This window comes from Ferrovibrio sp. GW821-FHT12D07 (assembly GCF_058807275.1).
This window is the reverse complement of record NZ_JBXAQN010000001.1, coordinates 671,747-691,908: the sequence shown is the minus strand read 5'-3', so window position 1 is coordinate 691,908 and position 20,162 is coordinate 671,747. Positions and strand designations below refer to the sequence as shown.

Below are 20,162 nucleotides of genomic sequence, written 5' to 3'. Positions count from 1 at the left end.
GATTTCGCCCGGTTTCAGGCCGCCGTTGCACGAATGGCCGCCGCCAGCGTCTTGAGCGATTGCCGGGCCGCAGGATCGGAAAGGCTCGCGTAGAGCACGAGATCGCGCGACGGCAGCGCCGGCAGGCCGAGCACCGGACCGACATCGACCGTGTCCGGCGGGGCGACACGCCGGCCGAGCACGGCGATGGCTAGCCCAGCCGAGACCGCCGCGGCGATGGTGCCGACTCCGCCACCGATGAAGACTTCGGTCCAAGGAATCCCGGCATCGTCGAGCGCCACCACGCCCATGCTGCGCATGCCGCAGGTTTCGGAATGCGCGGCAAGCGGCAACGGATCACCCGGACGATGCGCAAAATCACGACCAGCCATCCAGCCGAATGCCTCGGCGCGCAGCACCTCGCCATCACGCCGACCCGCGTCATGCCCCAGCACAATTGCGGCGTCGAGCGCGCCATCATCGAACGCAGCGAGGATGTCGCGCGAACTGCCGACCTGCATTTCCAGCACCAGGCCCGGCTCGGCGCGCTTCACCCGCTGCAGCAGCAACGGCAGTTCGCCGCCAACCGCATGGTCGCTGATGCCAATGGCGAGCCGCCGCTGCTCGGTCGCGAACGCGTCGAGCGCATTGCCATGGGCCGCGATCAGCATGCGTGCGCGGTCGAGGAAAAGCTGGCCGGCGGCAGTCAGGCGGACCCGTCGGGGCGTCCGCTCGAACAAGCGCCGACCGAGTTCATCCTCCAGCCGTTTGATCTTGAGGCTCACCGCAGACTGCGTCGCGTCCATCGCCTCCGCCGCCCGGGTGAAGCTGGCGAGATCAGCAACCAGAACAAAGGCTTGAACGGTTTCGATATCCAGCGCCTTCATGACGGCCAATCATGTTGAATATAAATCATTGAAATATACTTTCATGCGATTTTCGAATGGTCAATACCGGGCTACGCTCCGGGCCATTGATGAACCGGACCGTCCCCATCAGGAGGATCACACCATGCCGCTCAGCCGTGTTTTTTTGCGCCGGGGCAAGCCCACCGCCTATCGCCAGGCCATTCTCAAGGGCCTCAGCGAGGCCATGCACGAGACCTTCAATGTGCCCGAGGATGACTACTTCATGGTGGTCACGGAGCATGACGCGGATGATTTCTGGTGCAGCCCCACCTATCTCGGCGTCGCACGCAGCGATGATCTCGTCATCGTTCAGCTGACCGTTAACAACACGCGGACGGTCGTGCAGAAGAAAACGCTGTATCGCCGTATCATCGAAAAGCTCGGCCACAATCCTGGCCTTCGCCCGGAGGATGTCCTGATCAGTCTGGTCGAGGTGGTGCCCGAGAACTGGTCTCTTGGCCTTGGCCTCGCGCAATATGCCAAAGACGCGGCCTGAAATATCATGCAGGAGCGCAAAGGCGGCTGTTTATGCGGGTCGGTGCGGTATGTGCTGAAAGGTGAGCCGCGCGCCATTACCCTCTGCCATTGCACGCATTGCCAGAAGCAAAGCGGCAGCCTGTTCTCTCTCAACCTCATCACCAGGAGCACTGATTATGAGCAGCAGGGCGAGACCATGGTCTACATCGACCAGGGCGACAGCGGGCAGCCGGTGTATCGTCATTTCTGCGGAAGCTGCGGCTCACCTGTCTTTGCGAAGATTGCAGCAGCGCCCGGAAAAGTCGTGGTGAAGGCCGGCACGCTCGACAGCGTGGAGGGGCTGCAGCCAACAACTGAGATTTATACCGATCATGCGGCGGCATGGCTGACGCCGGTTCCCGGCGCTGCGCGGTTTGCGCAGAATCAATAAGCGTCCGTCCAGCCCGCACTGAGAGTCAGTGAGGCACGATAAGCCGGCTTCGTGCTGCCCTGCCGGTCATGGCGGTCGAATCCATTTGCCCGCTCGGCAATCTTTTCATAAAATAGAATGCTGTTCTGTTAGATAGAACTTTATCGAGCGGAATGATGGGAGAAACGAAACCGAGGATGACGCCGGCTGATGGCCAGGGCTTCTGCTGCCACACTCACGACTGGTGATTCCACCATCGAAGCTGCCGGCGGCGTGGCCGCCGTCGACCGCGCGCTCTCCATCCTCGCCGCCTTCACCGCCGATGACCGCAGCCTGACGCTGGCCGACCTGGCCCTGCGCACCGGCCTGTATAAAAGCACCATCCTGCGCCTGACCCAGTCGTTGATCGCACGCCGGCTGCTGCTGCGATTGGAGGACGGCCGCTATCGTCTGGGCAGCGAGTTGCTGAGACTGGGCGCGCTGTGCCAGCAGAATTTCGCCATGGGCGATGCGCTGCTGCCAGCGATGCGCGCGCTGGCCGCCGAGACAGGCGAGAGCGTCGCCTTCTATGTGCCCGAAGCTGACGCGCGCATCTGTCTCTATCGCATCCAGTCGACCCATGCCGTGCGCTATCACGTGCGCGAAGGCGACCGCCTGCCGCTGGATGCCGGATCGGCCGGCCGTGTCATCGCCACCTTCCTGTATGACGAGCGCGGCGAACCTTACGCCGGCATCCGCAAACATCTTCACTATGCCTCGTTTGGCGAACGCGATCCCGATATTGCCGGCGTCGCCGCGCCAGTATTTGGCCGCGACCAACATCTGATCGGTGCGCTGACCGTGGCCGGACCGCGCTCGCGTGTGACGGAAGATTTCATCAGTAACACTCGCGCTCCGCTGCTGCAGGCCGCCGCGAAAGCCACCTGGGCGATGGGTGGCGACGCCGATCCGCTGCGCGACATGGCGGAAAAGATCACATCATGAGTGCGCTTCCCTTGACCGGCATCCGTGTACTGGACCTGACCAACGTGCTGGCCGGGCCCTTCTGCACCTATCAACTGGCTCTGATGGGGGCGGAAGTCGTGAAGATCGAACAGCCCGGGCGCGGCGACCTGGCGCGCCGGCTGGGCGCCGACCCTCAGGCCGCCAAACGCGACATGGGCGCCAGTTTCGTGGCCGTGAATGGCGGCAAGCAATCGGTGACGCTGGACCTGAAACATGCAGAAGGAAAAGCCATCCTGCGCAAGCTAGTGGCCGAATTCGACGCGCTGGTCGAGAATTTCCGCCCTGGCGTGATGAACCGCTTAGGTTTGGGTTATGCGGTGCTGAAGGATATCAATCCGGCGCTGGTCTATTGCGCCATTTCCGGTTTCGGCAAGACCGGGCCGTTCGCCGACCGCCCAGCCTATGACCAGATCATTCAAGGACTATCGGGGATCATGAGCGTGACCGGCGACATGCACAGTGCGCCGCTGCGGGTAGGGTATCCCGTCTGCGACACCGTCGGCGGCCTGACCGCGGCATTCGGCATCGTGTCGGCATTATTTGGCGCCAAGCAGAGCGGCCAGGGCCGCATGATCGACCTGTCGATGCTTGAATCGTCGCTGGCCACCATGGGCTGGGTGGTGTCGAACTACCTGAATGCCGGGGTGACGCCGGAGCCGATGGGCAATGAGAATTTCACGGCCGCCCCATCCGGCACCTTCGGCACGGCGAAAGGCCTTCTCAATATCGCCGCCAACGAGGACAAGCAGTTCGCCGCGCTGTGTGACGTGATCGGTCGACCCGAACTGACCAGCGATCCGCATTATTCCGAACGTCAGGCACGCAAGGCCAACCGCGCCGGCCTGAATGCCGAGATCAGTCTGGCGCTGTCGGAACGCACGGCAGCCGAATGGGAAGCCGCGCTCATCAAGGCCGGCGTGCCGGCCGGCCAAGTGATGGATGTGCCAACCATCCTGAACCACGCGCAGATTTCAGACCGCGACTTCCTGCATCGCTTCGATACGCCTGAGGGGGCCCAATATATGACGCGCGGCGGTTTCCGCTTCGATGACACAGCCCCCGCGCCCACTTCGCCCGCGCCGGCGCTGTCGGCCGATACGGTGCGCTGGTTGCAACATCTGGGTTATGACGAGGCACGGATCGAAATCCTGAAATCCGAGGGCGCCATATGAGCATGACTGACGAGAAAAGCGCGCAGCTGGCAGCCGATTACTGGAATACGGCGATTGTCGACATCCATCCCGGCTCGATCCGCATGCGCGGTTTCGCCATTGAAGACCTGATCGGCAATGTCAGCCTTCCCGCCATGATCTGGCTGATGCTGCGCGGTGAGCGGCCGAGCGAGGATGAGGCGAGGCTGCTGGAGGCGGCGCTGGTCTCGGCGGTCGATCACGGCCCGCAGGCGCCCTCAATTGCAATCGCACGCATGGCAGTGACCTGCGGCCTGCCACTGAACGGCGCGATGGCAAGCGCGGTGAACGCGCTTGACGACGTGCATGGCGGCGCCGGCGAACAGGCCAGCGCGCTGTATCTGGATATCGACCGCCGCGTGGCCGGCGGCCAGCCGCTGGATGAGGCCGCGCGTGCCGGGCTGGATGCCTTCACGACAGAGTATGGCAAGTTCATCCCCGGTTTCGGGCACCGGTTTCATCCTGTCGACCCGCGCGCAGGCCGGCTTTTAGCCCTGGTGGATGACACCGCTACACGCGGCGCGATCTCGGGGCGCTTTGCCGGCATCGCCCGTGCGGTGGAAGTCGCACTGCAGGCCGCCAAGGGCAAGGCCATTCCGATGAATATCGATGGCGCGACGGCGGTGATCTATACCGAACTGGGATTCCCCCCGGCGCTGGCGCGCGGCCTGTTCTGCCTGTCGCGCAGTGTCGGCATTCTGGCCCATGCCTGGGAACAATCGGGTCGTGGCGAGCGTAACAAGGGGCCCCTGCCGCGACAGTTGCCCTACCGTTACACCGGCCATGCCCCCCGCAGTTTGTAACATCTGTTTTTTACGCGATATTTCCTTGTTTTCGGCCGTGCAACCCGTCACCAATCATAGAAACCGTATCTGGGAGAAAACGTCATGATGAACCGCCGCAGCTTCCTGCAGTCCTCCGTTTATGCCGGCACCGCCGCCGCCCTGCTGCCCATGGGCATCGGCAATGCGCAGGCTGCCATCGACAACCTGAAATTCTTCGTGCCAGCCAATCCGGGCGGCGGCTGGGACCAGACCGCGCGCAGCATGGAGCTGGCGCTGAAGCAGGCCAACCTGATCAAGGGCGCGCAGGTGACCAATGTGGGCGGCGCTGGCGGCGCTGTCGGCCTACCGCAGTTCGTCAATCAGTGGAAAGGCCAGGGCAACGCGCTGATGGTTGCCGGCATGGTGATGGTGGGCGCGCTGCTGACCAACAAGTCACCGGTCAAGATGACGCAGACGGTGCCGATCGCCCGCCTGACCGGTGAGTTCGAGGTGATCGTGGTGCCGCCTAATTCGCCGCACAAGAATCTGAAAGACCTGATCGCCGCCTTCAAGGCCGATCCGACCAAGGTGTCATGGGCTGGCGGTTCGGCCGGCGGCTCCGACCATATCCTCGCCGGCATGATCGCCAAGGCGGCTGGCGGCGACGCCAAGAAAGTGTCGTACGTGGCCTATGCCGGTGGTGGTCCGGCCCAGGCTGCGCTGCTGGGCAATCAGGTGACCTGCGGCGTGTCGGGTTGGGGCGAGTTCAGCGAGCAGGTGAAAGCCGGCAAGCTGCGTGCGCTCGCCATCTCGGCCGACAAGCGCCAGCCCGGCATCGACGTGCCGACCATCAAGGAACAGGGCCTGGACGTGGAGCTGTTCAACTGGCGCGGCGTCTTCGCGCCTCCGGGCGTGAAGGATGCCGACAAGACGGCAATGATCGATCTGGTCACCCAGATGAGCAAGAGCGCGCCCTGGCAGGAACAGCTCAAGACGCGCGAGTGGACAGACATCTTCCTGCCCGGCGATGCCTACGGAAAATTCCTGGAAGCGGAATCGACCCGCATCGAGGCGATCCTGAAAGAACTTGGTCTCGCTTAAATGAATCGCCTGAAGAAGCCGGAAACGGCGGTCGCGTTCGGCGTTGTCGCCCTGGGTTGTCTCTCCTTCTATGAGACAACCCAGATTCCCGTCTCTCCGATGTATGCCCAGGTCGGGCCTACCGCGATGGCCTATCTGGCCAGCGCGCTGCTGCTGGGCCTGGGCGTCGCGCTGCTGGTGCAGGTCTGGACCGGTGTCTGGACCAGCCCGCCGGAAGAGACCGAGGTGACGCTCGACCTCAAGGCCATGGGCTGGCTGGTGCTGGGCCTGATCCTGAATATCGGCCTGATCGGGCCTCTCGGGTTCATCCCCGCCTCCATGCTGCTGTTCGCCTGCACTGCGCGGGCATTTGGCAGCACGCGACCGGGCCGCGATGCCCTGATCGGCTTCATCTTCGCGGCGATTGCCTATTTCGGCTTCGCCCAGTTGCTCAACATCAATATCGGCGCCGGACTTCTGGAAGGCTGGATCTAATGGAAACGCTGTCGCTTCTGGCTGGCGGCTTCGCCGTCGCCTTGCAGCCGATCAACCTGATGTGGGCGCTGGTCGGCGTCACGCTCGGCACCGCTATCGGCGTGCTGCCGGGTCTGGGCCCGGCGCTGACCATCGCACTGCTGCTGCCGATCACCTTCAGCGTACCGGCCACCGCCGCCTTTATCCTGTTTGCCGGCATCTATTACGGCGCGATGTATGGCGGCAGCACGACGTCGATCCTGCTGAACACGCCCGGTGAAAGCGCCACCATCATCACGGCGCTGGAAGGCCACAAGATGGCCCGCAAGGGCCGCGCCGCAGCCGCACTGGCCACTGCGGCCATCGGCAGCTTTGTTGCCGGTACCATTGGCACGCTGGGGCTCACCTTCGTCGCCCCGCCGCTGGTGGAATTCGCACTGCAGTTTGGCCCGGCCGATTATTTCTCACTGATGGTGGTCGCCTTCATCGCCGTCTCCGCCGTGCTGGGCAGCTCTGTCGTGCGCGGCCTGACTGCGCTGGCATTTGGCATCATGCTGGGCTTGGTTGGCATCGACTTGCAGACCGGCCAGCCGCGCTTCACGTTTGGACTCCCTGAGCTGCTGGACGGTATCAACGTGATTGTCGTCGCCGTCGGGTTGTTCGCAGTCGGCGAGACACTGTATCTGGCCGGCCGCCCCAAGGATGAAGTGACGCTGGTGCCGCTGAAAGGCCGCGCCTTCATGACCAAGGAAGACTGGCAACGCTCGTGGAAACCGTGGCTGCGCGGCAGTTTCCTGGGATTCCCCTTTGGCGCGCTGCCGGCGGGCGGCGCGGAGGTGCCGACCTTTGTGAGCTACTTCCTAGAGAAGAAGCTGTCGAAGAAGCCCGAGGAATTCGGCCATGGTGCCATCGAGGGCGTGGCCGGGCCCGAGGCCGCCAATAACGCCTCCGCTGCCGGTGTGCTGGTGCCGATGCTGGCGCTTGGCCTGCCGACTTCGGCGACGGCTGCGATCATGCTCTCGGCGTTCCAGTCCTATGGCATCAATCCAGGTCCGCTGCTGCTGCAGAACCAGCCCGAACTGGTCTGGGGCCTCATCGCATCGCTCTATGTCGGCAACGTGATGCTGCTGGTGCTGAACCTGCCGCTGGCCGGCATGTGGGCCAAGATCCTCACCATCCCCTCGCCCTGGCTCTATGGCGGCATTCTCGTCTTCGCCACCATCGGCACCTACGGCATCAGCCAGTCGCCGGTCGACCTGGTGCTGCTGTATCTGATCGGCGGCGTCGGCTACCTGATGCGGCGCTTCGATTTCCCCACTGCGCCCACCGTGATCGGCATGATCCTCGGGCCGTTCGCCGAGCAGGAATTCCGGCGCGCCATGACGATTTCGGCCGGCGACCTGTCCACCTTTGTTACCCGCCCGCTCAGCCTGACTTTGCTAATTATTGCAGCTTTGTTGCTGCTGACGCCGCTGCTGCTGCGTCTGCGCAAGCGCTAGTTTTTACTGGGGTTATGGGCAAACCGGCGGTTGCGCGAGATTCGTGACCGCCATCACTGCACACTGGGCGGAAGCGGCCTATATAGGGATCATGAAGCGGCGTGGTTTTGCAGAGTCGCGCTGGTTCGGGGATACGGAGAGATTTTGCAGAGTCGCTTCGTTTTCCTATTTCCTCCCCCAATGAATACCCCCTAGAGGGCGATCTCCCCCCAGATCGCCCTCTTCTTTTTTGCCCAATACCTTTGCCTGGGCTGCATGGCTTGCCTTCGGCGCCTGCATGGGCCATCACATTTTTCATGACCCGTCGTTCCAAGCCCGCTCCGGTGCCGCCCGGTTTCGTCGCGCATCCACCGGTCTCGCCCTTCTTCCGCAGCCTCGGCAAGGTGTATGTCCGTGATCCCGGCAACGGAGCCGATCCGGTCTATGGCCTGCATGTACGGCCCAAGCATGCCAACCGGCATGGCACCGGCCATGGCGGCTTCCTCGCCACGCTCGCCGATACCTTCATGGCCGCCTTCGTGCACCATCGCGATCCCGCGGTGGTGATGTGGACGGCGCGGATGAGCATGGAATACAAGCGGCCGGCGCCGATGGGTGCCTGGCTGGAGGGCCATCTCGCCAGCATCACGCGCGAAGGCCGCTACATCACCGTGAATATGGAATTGCGAATCGGAGAAACGGTAGCCTGCAAGGCCAGTGCCGTGTTCAGCGTCCCCGAGAAGAGGGACTAGTGTCGACCGGTTAGTTGCGCGTGGCCGGAATGGTCATCGCCGGCAGCGGCTCCATCGGCGCACCTGACTGCTGGGCCGGCTGCTGCTGACGCGCCGCTGGCGGCACCGAGTCGGGTGGCGCCCCGGCGGAGACGATGCGGCAGAGCTGGCCGCGCCCGCCGGCATCCTGCAGGCGGAGTTCCTCGCCGCTGCGTTCCGCGCCCCAGCCGGCACCGAAATAATCAAAGCGCGCGCCGGGCTGCTGGCGCTGCAGCACCACCGGATCGCGGCCGGCGGTTTCCACCACCAGGCGGTCCTGCGCCGAGCCGAGCACGGCATGCAGCGTATCGGAGCAGCGGAAGACGATCTCGCCGCCCTCACCCGCCAGCTTGCGCGCTTCCGGCGTCGCCGGTGCGGGCTGCGGAAGCGAATTCATCGAGAAGCCGGCGCCACGGGTTTCCTGCCAGGCGGATTTCGAGCCGGCCAGACGTTCCAGCGCGGCGACGGCCTGCACATTGGCACCACGAATCTCGGCCTCGGTCGGTTCGGTCTCGATGCCGTCGATGGTCTTCTTGCCGCCGGTATACTTGCCATTGGCAAAGGAGAGGCTGAGCTCGACCTTGCGCATGCCATCCATCGAGCCGGCCTGGCCGCCGCGACGCTGGCCATGCTCGCCGTAATGCATGAGGTCGCCGTTATGGAAAGAGAAGATCACATTGGCATTGCCGTTCTGGCCGTAGTCGCGCCATTCGGCGATGCGCTCGGGCTTGCCCTTCTGCACGGCGGCCTCCCAGTCGGCCTTGGTCTCGCCCGCGGTATAGCGGCCGCGCACGATGGTGGCACCGTCGGCCATATCCTCGGTGCCGTCAGCGGCCTGCCCGGTCTGGTCACCCGCCGGGGTCTGCGCCAGCATCTGCGCATAGGCAAAACCGGGCGCGGCCAGGACGGCAGCACTCAGCAGCAGGGCGGCAATGGGTCGGGTCAGAAAGCCGGAAGACGGGGTCTTCATGGGGTCAGCTCCATGCAGAATCACCTATTACAACATGAACGCAGAAAAGCGGCAGGAATCGGGCGGCGCAATGGCGAGGACGCCTCAAAACCAAAAAAATCCGTGACCAGAATAGGACTTGTCGTAAGCTGGCCCCGGTTTTGCGGGAAGGAAACACTGTGCCCCCAAAAGGGCTCAAGAGGCATGCGGGGGCGCTCGTCATCCTGGCCGGCCTGTCTGTGACCGGCCTGTCTGTGGCTGGGCCGGTTTCCGCACAGACGGCTGCGACGGGTGCTGATCCGCAGCCGATCCAGAGTTCCGGAATCCAGATCATCAGTGCCGCCCGGCCGCCCTACGTGGTCGACCGCGACGGCTTCGGGACCGGCCCCGCCGTCGAAATCCTGAAGCAGATCGCACCCGCCGCCGGCATCGACCCGACCGTGCGCATCCTGCCCTTCCAGCGCGCCATCATGGCGCTGGACCAGGGTGGCGTGCTCTATCCCGCCCTGCTGCGCACGCCACCGCGCGAGACCAAATACATCTGGATCGGCGAGGTGTATAGCGACCGCGCCGTGTTCCTGACCCGCAAAGGCTCGCCCGTAGTGAACACCCTGGAGACGGCGCACCGGATCGGCCGCATCAACGTCATGCGCGGCTCGGAGCTGCAGACCATGCTGCAATCCTTCGGCATCACCGATATCGAACCCAGCAACAACGAGACCGACATCGCCCGCCTGCTGCGCGCCGGCCGCGTCGATGGCTGGTTCGCGCCGCGCACGGTGGCCCGCACCACCTGGAAGATGCTGGAATTCGATCCGGCTGACCTGCAGGACGGCGAAACCTTTGCGGTGCTGCCCTTCTGGATCGCGGCATCCGCCAACCTGCCGGGCGAGACGGTAGCGCGATTGCGCACCGCCTATCGCGCGCTGCGCTCTGACGGCCGCTATAAGCGCATCATCGCGCCGCTGGAAAGTCCGTCGTAGCTAATAAAAAAGGCCGGGATCGCTCCCGGCCTTTTCCGTGTCTGATTGTCGTAAGGCTTATTCAGCCTGGGCAGCTTCGGCGTCGTCGCCGCGCGGCTTGTTCGACAGGTCCTCGCCGGTGGCCTGGTCGACCACCTTCATGGACAGGCGCACCTTGCCGCGCTCGTCGATGCCGAGCACCTTGACGCGCACTTCCTGGCCTTCCGACACCACATCGCTCGGCTTGTTGACGCGCTTGGGCGCCATTTCCGAGACATGCACGAGGCCGTCGCGGCTGCCGAAGAAGTTGATGAAGGCACCGAAGTCGACCAGCTTCACAACCTTGCCCTTGTAGATCATGCCGACCTCGGGCTCCGAGACAATCGACTTGATCCACTGGATCGCGGCATCCGAAGCAGCCGGATCCGACGAGGCGATCTTGATCGTGCCATCATCCTCGATGTCGATCTTGGTGCCGGTCTTTTCCACGATCTCGCGGATCACCTTGCCACCCGAACCGATCACTTCACGGATCTTGTCCTTCGGCACGGTGATGGTGGTGATGCGCGGCGCGTTTTCCTTCACCCCGCTGCGGTTCTGCGACATTGCCTTGGCCATCTCGCCCAGGATGTGGACGCGGCCATGCTTGGCCTGCTCCAGCGCCACCTTCATGATCTCTTCGGTGATGCCGGCGATCTTGATGTCCATCTGCAGGGCGGTGACGCCCGCTTCAGTACCAGCCACCTTGAAGTCCATGTCGCCGAGGTGATCTTCGTCACCCAGAATGTCGGACAGCACGGCAAAGCGCTTGTCTTCCAGGATCAGGCCCATGGCGATGCCGGCGACCGGAGCGGTCAGCGGAACGCCGGCATCCATCAGCGCCAGCGAGGTGCCGCAGACGGTGGCCATCGAGGAGGAGCCGTTCGACTCGGTGATCTCCGAGACAACGCGGATGGTGTAGGGGAAGGCTTCCTTCGCCGGCAGCAGCGGGCGAACCGCACGCCAGGCCAGCTTGCCATGGCCGATTTCGCGGCGGCCCGGCGAACCCATGCGACCGGCTTCACCGACCGAGTAGGGAGGGAAGTTGTAGTGCAGCATGAAGGCTTCGCGGTATTCGCCGTCCAGCGCGTCGATGATCTGCTCGTCGGTGCCGGTGCCCAGCGTGGTGACAACCAGTGCCTGGGTCTCGCCACGGGTGAACAGCGCGGCGCCATGGGCGCGCGGCAGCACGCCGACTTCCGACACAATCGGACGGACAGTCTTGGTGTCGCGGCCGTCGATGCGCAGGCCGGTGTCGAGGATGTTGAAGCGCACGACCTGGGCTTCCAGATGCTTGAAGGCATCGGAAACGTCGACCGGGTTGGCTTCGCCCTCGGCGAACAGCGCCTTGGCCTTGGCCTTCACTTCACCGACCTTGGCGTAGCGGGCCTGCTTGACCTTCTCTTCATAAGCCTTGCGCAGTTCGGCTTCGATGCCCGAATCCTGCAGCTTCTTGAAGGCGGTCTCGTAACCGGTACGGGCCTGCAGCGGCATCGCATCCTTGGCCGCGCGTTCAGCCAGGCCGATGATGGCTTCAATCACCGGCTGGAAGCCCTTGTGACCGAACATCACGGCACCGAGCATCACGTCTTCCGGCAGCTGCTGGGCTTCCGACTCAACCATCAGCACGGCGTCGGCGGTGCCGGCGACGACCAGGTCGAGCTTGTTGCCCTCTTCGTTGAGCTGGGTCTTGGTTGGGTTCAGCACGTATTCGCCGTTGATATAGGCGACGCGGGCGGCACCGATCGGACCCATGAAGGGAATGCCCGAGATGGTGAGTGCGGCAGAGGCGCCGACCAGGGCGACGATATCGGGATCGTTTTCCAGATCGTGCGACAGCACGGTAGCGACGACCTGGGTCTCGTTGCGGAAGCCGTCGGCGAACAGCGGACGGATCGGACGATCGATCAGACGCGAGGTCAGCGTCTCCTTCTCGGTCGGACGACCTTCACGCTTGAAGAAACCACCGGGGATCTTGCCGGCGGCAAAGGTCTTTTCCTGGTAGTTCACGGTGAGCGGGAAAAAGTCGACGCCCGGCTTGGGGGACTTCGCAGCAACCGCGGTGCAGAGCACGATGGTGTCGCCATAGGTGACCATCACGGCGCCATCGGCCTGACGGGCAATCTTGCCGGTCTCGATGGTGAGCTTGCGTCCGCCCCACATCAGTTCGGTCTTGTGGATATTGAACATGTCTTTTCTTCCTTCCTCGGCGCCCTCGGTCCTTCGGACTGTCCCTGACCTAGGCACCTGGCGGGACGGCGCCCATCGCCTCCCGCCCGGCCGGCACAACTGAATTCAGTTCAGTCGCACGCGGCAAACCGGCGCATCGAGTCCATCCCGATGCCACCGGCCATGGGTCCGGCCTACGATGAAATGACAACGCCCGCCCCGGCGATCCGGGAGCGGGCGTGGTTCATCGTATCCGGAATACGGCTGCTGGCGATTCGCTTCGCGGCAGCGGCCATAATCTATTACTTGCGGAGACCCAGGCGCTGAATCAGCGCGTCGTAGCGGGGCGTGTCGGTCCGCTTCAGATAGTCGAGCAGGCTGCGACGCTTGCTGACCATCATCAGCAGGCCGCGACGCGAATGCACGTCTTTCTTGTGGGTCTTGAAATGCTCAGAGAGGTTGTTGATGCGCTCGGTGAGCAGGGCCACCTGGACGTCCGGCGAACCGGTGTCGCCTTTCTTGGTGGCGAATTCCGAAACAACTACGGTCTTGCGCTCGGCAGTGATCGTCATGGTCTTAACTCCGCGACATCATAGGTTGAACAAACGCAACGGGCGGACGTCGTCGGCGAGACGTTCGACCAGACCAACGGGCTTGCCGTCTGCCATGGCCAGAAGTTCGCCTTCCGGCGGGAGTCCGGGGGCCGTGAGCGCGATCTTGATAGGCTGTCCGTGTCTGAGGCGGTCAGCCTGCGGGCCGGTCAGAACCAGGGCCGGGATGTCGTCCAGCGCGGTTTCAATCGGCAGCAGATACGCGTGCGCGGCGTCCTTTTGGCATAGTTCCTCCAGTGAATCCAGCGAAAAGGCCGCCTTTTCCTCATAGCGCCCGACCCGGGTGCGCCGCAGGGCCGTGATATGCCCGTAAGTCCCTAAAGATAAAGCGAAATCCCGGCCCAACGCCCGTACATAGGCACCCTTGCCGCAATCCACCTCGAAGACCGCATGATCGGCATCGGGACAGTCGACCAGACGCAGCGCGTCGATGCGGATCGGACGGGCCGGCAACTCGGGCGCCTCACCCTTCCTGGCCAGGTCATAGGCGCGCTGGCCGTCGACCTTGATGGCGGAATAGGGCGGCGGGCGCTGCATGATCTCGCCGGTGAAACCCGGCAGCATGGCCAGGATGGCGGCGCGGTCGGGCCGGATGTCGGACTGCTGGATGACCGGACCTTCGGCATCGTCGGTTTCGGTGCCCTGGCCCCAGCGCACGGTGAAGCGATAGGTCTTGCCTGCGGTCATCACCCAGTTGACGGTCTTGGTGGCCTCGCCCAAAGCAATCGGCAGCACGCCGCTGGCCAGGGGATCGAGTGTGCCGCCATGGCCGGCCTTGGCGGCATCGGTGAGACGGCGGACTTTCGCTAGGCATTGCGTCGAGGTGAGCCCCAGCGGCTTGTCGACGATCACCCAGCCATGGATCGGGCGGCCTCTTTTCTTCATTCCTCGGAATCCGCGGGAGAATCCGCAGGCTTGTCGAGATCGGCACGCACGGCCGGTCCCTGCAGCAGCTTGGTGACGCGGGCGGCCTCGTCGAAGCTGTGATCCAGCTTGAAGGAGAATTGCGGCGCGACGCGCAGGTTGACCTGCTTCACGGCCTCGGTGCGGATATAGGCAGTGGCGCGATTGAGCCCGGCAATAATCTTGGGCGCGTCTTTGCCGGCCAGCGGCATGACGAAAGCGGTGGCCGCCTTCAGATCGGGACTGACGCGCACTTCAGTGACGGTGACGACGAGATCGACCAGATCGGGATCGCGGAAATGGCCGTTGCGCAGCACGTCCGACAGGATATGGCGCAGTTCCTCGCCGACGCGCAGCTGACGCTGGCTGCGGCCGCCGGGCAAATCGCCCCGGCTGCTGCCTTTACCGCCACCGCTTTTACGCTGCGCCATGACAGATTCTCCCCGAAACAGAGACGGACGCGCGGGCTTAGAGCTCGCGCGCCACGCTCTCGAGTTCGAAGCACTCGATCACATCGCCGACCTGGATGTCGTTGTAATTCTCGAACGACATACCGCAATCCATGCCCTGCTTGACCTCGCGCGCATCGTCCTTGAAGCGCTTGAGGGTCGAGAGCGCGCCTTCGTGGATGACCACGTTGTCGCGCAGCAGGCGCACCTTGGCGCCGCGCTTGACCAGACCTTCGGTAACCATGCAACCCGCGATCTTGCCGATCTTCGAGATGTTGAACACCTCGCGGATTTCGGCATAACCGAGGAAGCGTTCGCGGATGGTCGGAGCCAGCATACCCGACAGCAGCGCCTTCAGGTCATCGATCAGGTTATAGATGATCGAGTAGTAGCGGATGTCGACGCCTTCGCGCTCGGCCAGTTCGCGCGCCTGCTTGGACGCACGCACGTTGAAGCCGATGACCGCGCCCTTTGAGGCGCCGGCCAGCGAGATGTCGGACTCGTTGATGCCGCCGATGGCGCCATGCAGGAAGCGGACAACCACTTCCTCGGTGCCGAGCTTGTTGACGGCGGCCTGGATCGCTTCGAGCGAGCCCTGCACGTCGGTCTTGATGACGATCGGCAGTTCCTTGGCTTCGCCGGCCTGGATCTTGGAGAACATCTGCTCCAGCGAACCACGGGCCGAGATGGCGGAACGGGCCGCGCGCTGCTTGCGCTCGCGGAACTCGGCGACCTCACGGGCGCGCGCCTCGTTCTCGACGACGACGAATTCATCGCCGGCTTCCGGGTTGCCCTGCAGGCCCAGCACTTCGACCGGGACGGCCGGACCGGCCGAGACGACGTTCTTGCCGTGATCATCGATCAGGGCGCGCACACGGCCCCAGGCACTGCCGGCCACGAAGACATCGCCGACATGCAGCGTGCCGCGCGCGACCAGCACGGTGGCAACCGAACCACGGCCGCGCTCCAGCTTGGCTTCAACCACCACGCCTTCCGCCTTGCGGTCCGGATTGGCCTTGAGGTCGAGGATTTCAGCCTGCAGCAGGATGGCTTCTTCCAGCGTGTCGAGACCCATCTTGGTCTTGGCTGACACTTCGATGGACTGCACCTCGCCGCCCATCTGTTCCACGACGATTTCATGCTGCAGCAGTTCCTGCCGCACCTTCTGCGGATTGGCAGCCGGCTTGTCGCACTTGTTGATCGCAATCACGATCGGCACGCCGGCGGCCTTGGCATGGTGGATGGCTTCCACCGTCTGCGGCATCACGCTGTCGTCGGCAGCAACCACCAGCACGACGATGTCGGTGACCTTGGCGCCGCGGGCGCGCATCTGCGTGAAGGCTTCATGGCCAGGTGTATCGAGGAAGGTGATCGCCTTGCCCGACTTCATATGCACCTGATAGGCACCGATATGCTGGGTGATGCCGCCGGCTTCGCCGCTGACCACATCGGTCGCGCGCAGCGCATCCAGCAGCGAGGTCTTGCCGTGATCGACGTGGCCCATGACGGTGACGACCGGAGGACGCGACTGCATCACTGCATCCTCGTCCTTCTCGCCGCCCAGACCCAGCTCGATGTCGGATTCCGCCACGCGCTGCACGCGGTGACCGAATTCGCTGACGATCAGCTCGGCCGTATCGGCATCGAGGGTCTGGTTGATGGTCGCCATCACGCCCATCTTCATCAGCGCCTTGACGACGTCGACACCACGTTCGGCCATACGGTTGGCCAGCTCCTGCACCGTAATCGTTTCAGGAATAATGACGTCACGCAAAATCTTCTGCTGCTCCATGGCGGCCTGGCCATGGGCGCGCTTCTCGCGTTCGATGCGGCGGCGGAAACTCGCCACCGAACGCACACGCTCGTTGTCATCGAGAGCCTTGGTGACACTCAGTTTGCCGGTGCGGCGCTCGCCGCCGTCCTTCGGACGCAGCGTGGCCGGCTTGGCCGGCACGATCTTGGTGCCACCCGGACCGGTGCGGCGCTTCGCGCCGGCATCCTCTTCCTCGTCCATGGCCGGACGCACGCCGGTCGGCGCTGCTGCGCCGGGCGCGGCTTCGGTGCCAGTGGTCTCGGGCGAAGCAAGGCGACGGGCCGCTTCAGCCTCGGCCTTCTTGCGGGCATCGTCTTCGGCCTTCTTGCGGGCATCTTCATCGGCCTGGCGACGCAGCGCCGCTTCACGCTCGGCGTGAATCTTGGACTGGTCGTCCATGCGGCGTCGCATACCTTCTTCGGCGACGCGGCGCATTTCACCCACACGGCTGCGGAGATCATCGTTGCGGGCGCGGGCCTGCTTCTCCTCATCCGACATCGGCTTGAGCACCATGCCCGAGGTGCGCTGCGGACGCGCAGCGGCGCCAGGGCGCTCGGTGCGATCCACGCCGCGCTCGGCGCGTTCGGTGCGGGCATTGGGACGAGAATCGCCGGTCGGCTGCGCGGTCATGCGCGGGCCGGTGCGGGACGGGTCGACAATGCGGGCGGTCGGCGCAGCAGCCGGTGTGGTCCCGGCGGGAGCGGCGGCCTTGGGCGCGGGCGCCGGTTCAGCGGCGCGGGCTGCAGCGGCGACAGCCGCCTCTTCAGCAGCCTTGGCTGCCTGAGCGGCATCATGTTCGGCGATGATCTCGGCGCGCGAGGGCACATGCACGCTGGGCGCAGCGGTCTTGGTTGCCGGCGTCGCAGCGGGCGCAACAGCAGGCGCGGCCGCTGCGGCCGGAGCCGCTTCAGCCTTGGCAGCAGCCGAACCCGGGGGAACGATGGTGCGCTTCTTGCGCACTTCCACCGTCACCGCCTTGGTGCGTCCATGGCTGAAGCTCTGGCGGACCTGACCGGTCTCAACCGTCTTCTTCAGCTCAAGCCGCTTGGGCTTTGCCGCTGCCTTGTCCTTGTCCTGCTCGTTCACGTCGCTCATACAGTCCGCTTCCGCCTACCGCAAAAAACAAAAAACGCATCTCGCGATGCATTACCTATGGCCCGGGTGGACCTTAAACAACCAGTCGAGTCAGCAGCGCCACATCGGCCGCCGCCCGCATTCCGAACGGCGTACGCTTCAGCGCCAGCCGCCCGCAACCCAGAACCGCCGCATCGACGGACAACACCGCGTCATCCGCATCCGCGTCAGTCACCACCAACCCGGCACGCCGGGCCTTCGCCACCTGGGCAGCGGCATGCGCTGTCCAGGCTTCCAGGCTGCGGGCCGCCAGATCGACCGGCACCTGCAGCTTGCGTTTCGCCGCCCGGGCAAACATGCCCTTGGCCGCTGCCGTCGCCACCGCATCCCTGGCCGGTGCGAGCCAAAGCCCGCGGCCACCCAGCCGATGCGCCGGATCCGGCGTCACCGCACCCGCCACATCAATGGCGAAGCGCAGCAAGCTGTCTTCATCCGCGCGCAGGCCGGTCAACAAACAACGGCGCCGCGGCATGGCTTCGACAGCCTTCAATTCACCGGGTGACAGGCTTACGCCTTGTCGCCCGCAGTCTCCTCGCCGTCGAACCAATGCTGACGCGCCGCCATGATGATGGTGTTCGCATCTTCGTTCGACATGCCTTCGCCGACGATTTCCTGCAGTTCGTCGCCGGCCAGATCGCCGAGGTCGTCGAGCGTCTTCACGCCCTTCTCGCCCAGGGCAACCAGCATCGGCGGGGTCAGGCCTTCGATCGCGGCGACTTCGTCGGTGACGCCGAGCGCCTTGCGCTTCTCTTCCATCTCGCTGTTACGCTTGTCGAGATACTCGACCGAACGCTCGTGCAGCTCGTGGGCGATGTCGCCATCGAAGCCCTCGATTTCGGCCAGTTCTTCCACCGGCAGATAGGCGAGTTCCTCGACCTTGGTGAAGCCTTCGGTGACCAGCAGCTGGGCCAGGGTCTCGTCGACATCCAGCGCATCAATGAAGAGCTGGCTGCGCTCGCGGAATTCCTTCTGGCGGCGCTCGCTCTCTTCTTCCTCGGTCAGGATGTCGATGTCGTAGCCGGTGAGCTGCGAGGCCAGGCGCACGTTCTGGCCACGGCGGCCAATCGCCAGCGACAGCTGGTCGGTCGGGACCACGACTTCAACCGAATTGGCTTCTTCATCGAGCACGACCTTGGCCACTTCGGCCGGGGCCAGCGCGTTGACGATGAAGGTGGCCGGATCGGGCGACCACTTGATGATGTCGATCTTCTCGCCCTGCAGCTCGTTGACCACCGCCTGGACGCGGCTGCCGCGCATGCCGACGCAGGCGCCAACCGGATCGATCGAGGTGTCGTTGGAGAAGACGGCGATCTTGGCGCGGCTGCCCGGGTCGCGGGCGACGGCGCGGATCTCGATGATGCCGTCATAGACTTCCGGCACTTCCTGGGCAAACAGCTTGGCCATCAGCTGCGGATGCGACCGCGACAGGAAAATCTGCGGGCCGCGCGGTTCGCGACGGACGTCGTAGATGTAGGCGCGGGCACGATCACCCTGGCGGAAAGTCTCGCGCGGCAGCAGTTCGTCGCGACGCAGGATCGCTTCGGCGCGGCCCAGGTCGATGGTGACGTTGCCGTATTCGACGCGCTTGACCAGACCGTTCACGATCTCGCCGATGCGGTCCTTGTATTCGTTGTACTGACGCTCACGCTCAGCTTCACGCACCTTCTGCACGATCACCTGCTTGGCGGTCTGTGCGGCGATGCGGCCGAAATCGATCGGCGGCAGCGGCTCGGCAATCACGTCGCCCGACTGGGCGTCCGGATTGCGGCGCTGCGCTTCCACCAGGCCGATCTCGATGGCGTCGTTCTCGACCTTCTCGACGACCTGCAGATGACGCTCGAGACGAATCTCGCCGCTCTTGCGGTCGATCTCGGCATGAATGTCGTTTTCCAGGCCGTAGCGCGAGCGCGCCGCCTTCTGGATCGCATCTTCCATGGCCATGAGCACAACATCGCGCTCGATGGCTTTCTCGCGGGCCACGGCATCGGCCACTTGCAGCAGCTCGATCCGGTTGAAACTGGTCACCGTTTCCATTGTCGTGTTCCTCGAACCCTTACCTGGTCACAGACTCAAAAATTTCAGTTCGCCACCGGGCGAGCCGCCATCGCCGCAGCGATGAGGTCGTCGGTGACAATAAGCTTGGCGCTGGTGATCTCGGCCACGGGCAGACGCGCCTCGTTGCCCTTCTCTTCGTCCTTCAGCACCACCGTATCGCCAGCCAGGCCGCCGATACGGCCAGCAAAGCGCTTGCGGCCATCCAGCGGACGGCCGAGCTCGACCTTGGCAGCAAAGCCCTTGAACCGCTCATAGTCGGCCGCCTTGGTCAGCGGGCGGTCGATGCCAGGCGACGACACCTCCAGCCGATAGGCGCTGGCGATCGGATCTTCCACGTCCAGCACGGCACTGACGCCGCGGCTGACATCGGCGCAGTCGTCGACCGTGACGCCGCCGTCATGGGGCGCGCCGCCAGTGTCGCGCTCGAACATGATCTGCAGCACGGGACGCTCGGTGCCCATCAGCTTGACCCGCACGAGCTGGAAGCCCATCGCTTCAAGCGTGGGCGCAATCAGGTCGGCAATCCGGGTCGCAGCATCCATGC

General features: G+C 64.3%; 20 protein-coding genes. 10 read left to right on the top strand and 10 right to left on the bottom strand.

The window, feature by feature from the left end:
• Nucleotides 1–14 precede the first annotated feature (14 nt).
• On the bottom strand, nt 15–866 hold the full coding sequence (locus AC1RRE_RS03600; protein ID WP_492979718.1) for a LysR family transcriptional regulator: 852 nt from the start codon (nt 864–866) through the stop codon (nt 15–17).
• Here AC1RRE_RS03600 and AC1RRE_RS03595 point away from each other — a divergent pair.
• From AC1RRE_RS03595 to AC1RRE_RS03555, 9 genes are all read left to right on the top strand, one after another.
• Complete coding sequence (locus tag AC1RRE_RS03595; protein ID WP_492979717.1) at nt 865–1,383, top strand: tautomerase family protein; 519 nt, start codon at nt 865–867, stop codon at nt 1,381–1,383. The two genes, AC1RRE_RS03600 and AC1RRE_RS03595, sit on opposite strands and share 2 nt — an antisense overlap.
• Before the next feature lie 6 nt (nt 1,384–1,389).
• Nucleotides 1,390–1,794 carry a GFA family protein gene (locus AC1RRE_RS03590; RefSeq protein WP_492979716.1) on the top strand — a complete coding sequence of 135 codons (405 nt, stop codon included), beginning with the start codon at nt 1,390–1,392 and terminating at the stop codon, nt 1,792–1,794.
• 189 nt (nt 1,795–1,983) lie between these two features.
• Nucleotides 1,984–2,757, top strand: coding sequence for an IclR family transcriptional regulator (locus AC1RRE_RS03585; protein ID WP_492979715.1), 774 nt, complete (start codon nt 1,984–1,986; stop codon nt 2,755–2,757).
• Nucleotides 2,754–3,950 (top strand): CaiB/BaiF CoA transferase family protein, encoded by a 1,197-nt coding sequence (locus tag AC1RRE_RS03580; protein ID WP_492979714.1) that lies wholly within the window; start codon nt 2,754–2,756, stop codon nt 3,948–3,950. The genes AC1RRE_RS03585 and AC1RRE_RS03580 overlap by 4 nt, the downstream gene beginning before the upstream one ends.
• A complete protein-coding gene (locus AC1RRE_RS03575; protein WP_492979713.1) occupies nt 3,947–4,771 on the top strand; it encodes a citryl-CoA lyase in 825 nt (274 codons plus the stop codon). Before AC1RRE_RS03580 ends, AC1RRE_RS03575 begins: the two co-directional genes overlap by 4 nt.
• Nucleotides 4,772–4,855: 84 nt before the next feature.
• Nucleotides 4,856–5,833, top strand: a complete 978-nt coding sequence (locus tag AC1RRE_RS03570; protein ID WP_492979712.1) for a Bug family tripartite tricarboxylate transporter substrate binding protein — start codon at nt 4,856–4,858, stop codon at nt 5,831–5,833.
• On the top strand, nt 5,834–6,307 hold the full coding sequence (locus tag AC1RRE_RS03565; RefSeq protein WP_492979711.1) for a tripartite tricarboxylate transporter TctB family protein: 474 nt from the start codon (nt 5,834–5,836) through the stop codon (nt 6,305–6,307).
• The gene (locus tag AC1RRE_RS03560; RefSeq protein WP_492979710.1) at nt 6,307–7,785 is read left to right on the top strand and encodes a tripartite tricarboxylate transporter permease; all 1,479 of its coding nucleotides are present in this window, start codon (nt 6,307–6,309) and stop codon (nt 7,783–7,785) included. The genes AC1RRE_RS03565 and AC1RRE_RS03560 overlap by 1 nt, the downstream gene beginning before the upstream one ends.
• Nucleotides 7,786–8,081: 296 nt before the next feature.
• A complete protein-coding gene (locus AC1RRE_RS03555; RefSeq protein ID WP_492979709.1) occupies nt 8,082–8,516 on the top strand; it encodes a PaaI family thioesterase in 435 nt (144 codons plus the stop codon).
• A gap of 10 nt (nt 8,517–8,526) precedes the next feature.
• Here the strand turns inward: AC1RRE_RS03555 and AC1RRE_RS03550 are convergent, their stop codons facing one another.
• Nucleotides 8,527–9,504: a hypothetical protein gene (locus tag AC1RRE_RS03550; protein WP_492979708.1), complete on the bottom strand. Its 978-nt coding sequence runs from the start codon at nt 9,502–9,504 to the stop codon at nt 8,527–8,529.
• A gap of 218 nt (nt 9,505–9,722) precedes the next feature.
• Here AC1RRE_RS03550 and AC1RRE_RS03545 point away from each other — a divergent pair, with 218 nt between their 5' ends.
• Nucleotides 9,723–10,466, top strand: coding sequence for a substrate-binding periplasmic protein (locus AC1RRE_RS03545; protein WP_492979707.1), 744 nt, complete (start codon nt 9,723–9,725; stop codon nt 10,464–10,466).
• A gap of 57 nt (nt 10,467–10,523) precedes the next feature.
• Here the strand turns inward: AC1RRE_RS03545 and pnp are convergent, their stop codons facing one another.
• From pnp to rimP, 8 genes are all read right to left on the bottom strand, one after another.
• Nucleotides 10,524–12,674 (bottom strand): polyribonucleotide nucleotidyltransferase, encoded by a 2,151-nt coding sequence (pnp, locus tag AC1RRE_RS03540; protein ID WP_492979706.1) that lies wholly within the window; start codon nt 12,672–12,674, stop codon nt 10,524–10,526.
• 281 nt (nt 12,675–12,955) lie between these two features.
• A complete protein-coding gene (gene rpsO / locus AC1RRE_RS03535; protein ID WP_492979705.1) occupies nt 12,956–13,225 on the bottom strand; it encodes a 30S ribosomal protein S15 in 270 nt (89 codons plus the stop codon).
• A gap of 18 nt (nt 13,226–13,243) precedes the next feature.
• The gene (gene truB, locus AC1RRE_RS03530; protein ID WP_492979704.1) at nt 13,244–14,149 is read right to left on the bottom strand and encodes a tRNA pseudouridine(55) synthase TruB; all 906 of its coding nucleotides are present in this window, start codon (nt 14,147–14,149) and stop codon (nt 13,244–13,246) included.
• The gene (rbfA, locus tag AC1RRE_RS03525; RefSeq protein ID WP_492979703.1) at nt 14,146–14,598 is read right to left on the bottom strand and encodes a 30S ribosome-binding factor RbfA; all 453 of its coding nucleotides are present in this window, start codon (nt 14,596–14,598) and stop codon (nt 14,146–14,148) included. The genes truB and rbfA overlap by 4 nt, the downstream gene beginning before the upstream one ends.
• A 37-nt stretch (nt 14,599–14,635) precedes the next feature.
• Entirely contained in the window at nt 14,636–17,524 is a 2,889-nt protein-coding gene (infB, locus tag AC1RRE_RS03520) for a translation initiation factor IF-2 (protein ID WP_492979702.1), read from the bottom strand.
• Between the two features lie 73 nt (nt 17,525–17,597).
• Nucleotides 17,598–18,035, bottom strand: coding sequence for a DUF448 domain-containing protein (locus AC1RRE_RS03515; protein WP_492979701.1), 438 nt, complete (start codon nt 18,033–18,035; stop codon nt 17,598–17,600).
• 35 nt (nt 18,036–18,070) lie between these two features.
• Nucleotides 18,071–19,597: a transcription termination factor NusA gene (gene nusA, locus AC1RRE_RS03510; RefSeq protein WP_492979700.1), complete on the bottom strand. Its 1,527-nt coding sequence runs from the start codon at nt 19,595–19,597 to the stop codon at nt 18,071–18,073.
• 44 nt (nt 19,598–19,641) lie between these two features.
• Nucleotides 19,642–20,160, bottom strand: coding sequence for a ribosome maturation factor RimP (gene rimP, locus AC1RRE_RS03505; RefSeq protein WP_492979699.1), 519 nt, complete (start codon nt 20,158–20,160; stop codon nt 19,642–19,644).
• Nucleotides 20,161–20,162 lie beyond the last annotated feature (2 nt).

Coding starts and splice junctions, on each gene's coding strand:
- AC1RRE_RS03515 (WP_492979701.1), bottom strand. CDS start 18,035: ATGCCGCGGCGCCGTTGTTTGTTGACCGGCCTGCGCGCGGATGAAGAC.
- AC1RRE_RS03575 (WP_492979713.1), top strand. CDS start 3,947: ATGAGCATGACTGACGAGAAAAGCGCGCAGCTGGCAGCCGATTACTGG.
- AC1RRE_RS03580 (WP_492979714.1), top strand. CDS start 2,754: ATGAGTGCGCTTCCCTTGACCGGCATCCGTGTACTGGACCTGACCAAC.
- pnp (WP_492979706.1), bottom strand. CDS start 12,674: ATGTTCAATATCCACAAGACCGAACTGATGTGGGGCGGACGCAAGCTC.
- AC1RRE_RS03600 (WP_492979718.1), bottom strand. CDS start 866: ATGAAGGCGCTGGATATCGAAACCGTTCAAGCCTTTGTTCTGGTTGCT.
- rimP (WP_492979699.1), bottom strand. CDS start 20,160: ATGGATGCTGCGACCCGGATTGCCGACCTGATTGCGCCCACGCTTGAA.
- AC1RRE_RS03585 (WP_492979715.1), top strand. CDS start 1,984: ATGGCCAGGGCTTCTGCTGCCACACTCACGACTGGTGATTCCACCATC.
- AC1RRE_RS03595 (WP_492979717.1), top strand. CDS start 865: ATGACGGCCAATCATGTTGAATATAAATCATTGAAATATACTTTCATG.
- infB (WP_492979702.1), bottom strand. CDS start 17,524: ATGAGCGACGTGAACGAGCAGGACAAGGACAAGGCAGCGGCAAAGCCC.
- truB (WP_492979704.1), bottom strand. CDS start 14,149: ATGAAGAAAAGAGGCCGCCCGATCCATGGCTGGGTGATCGTCGACAAG.
- nusA (WP_492979700.1), bottom strand. CDS start 19,597: ATGGAAACGGTGACCAGTTTCAACCGGATCGAGCTGCTGCAAGTGGCC.
- AC1RRE_RS03555 (WP_492979709.1), top strand. CDS start 8,082: ATGACCCGTCGTTCCAAGCCCGCTCCGGTGCCGCCCGGTTTCGTCGCG.
- AC1RRE_RS03570 (WP_492979712.1), top strand. CDS start 4,856: ATGATGAACCGCCGCAGCTTCCTGCAGTCCTCCGTTTATGCCGGCACC.
- AC1RRE_RS03565 (WP_492979711.1), top strand. CDS start 5,834: ATGAATCGCCTGAAGAAGCCGGAAACGGCGGTCGCGTTCGGCGTTGTC.
- AC1RRE_RS03560 (WP_492979710.1), top strand. CDS start 6,307: ATGGAAACGCTGTCGCTTCTGGCTGGCGGCTTCGCCGTCGCCTTGCAG.
- AC1RRE_RS03550 (WP_492979708.1), bottom strand. CDS start 9,504: ATGAAGACCCCGTCTTCCGGCTTTCTGACCCGACCCATTGCCGCCCTG.
- rpsO (WP_492979705.1), bottom strand. CDS start 13,225: ATGACGATCACTGCCGAGCGCAAGACCGTAGTTGTTTCGGAATTCGCC.
- AC1RRE_RS03590 (WP_492979716.1), top strand. CDS start 1,390: ATGCAGGAGCGCAAAGGCGGCTGTTTATGCGGGTCGGTGCGGTATGTG.
- rbfA (WP_492979703.1), bottom strand. CDS start 14,598: ATGGCGCAGCGTAAAAGCGGTGGCGGTAAAGGCAGCAGCCGGGGCGAT.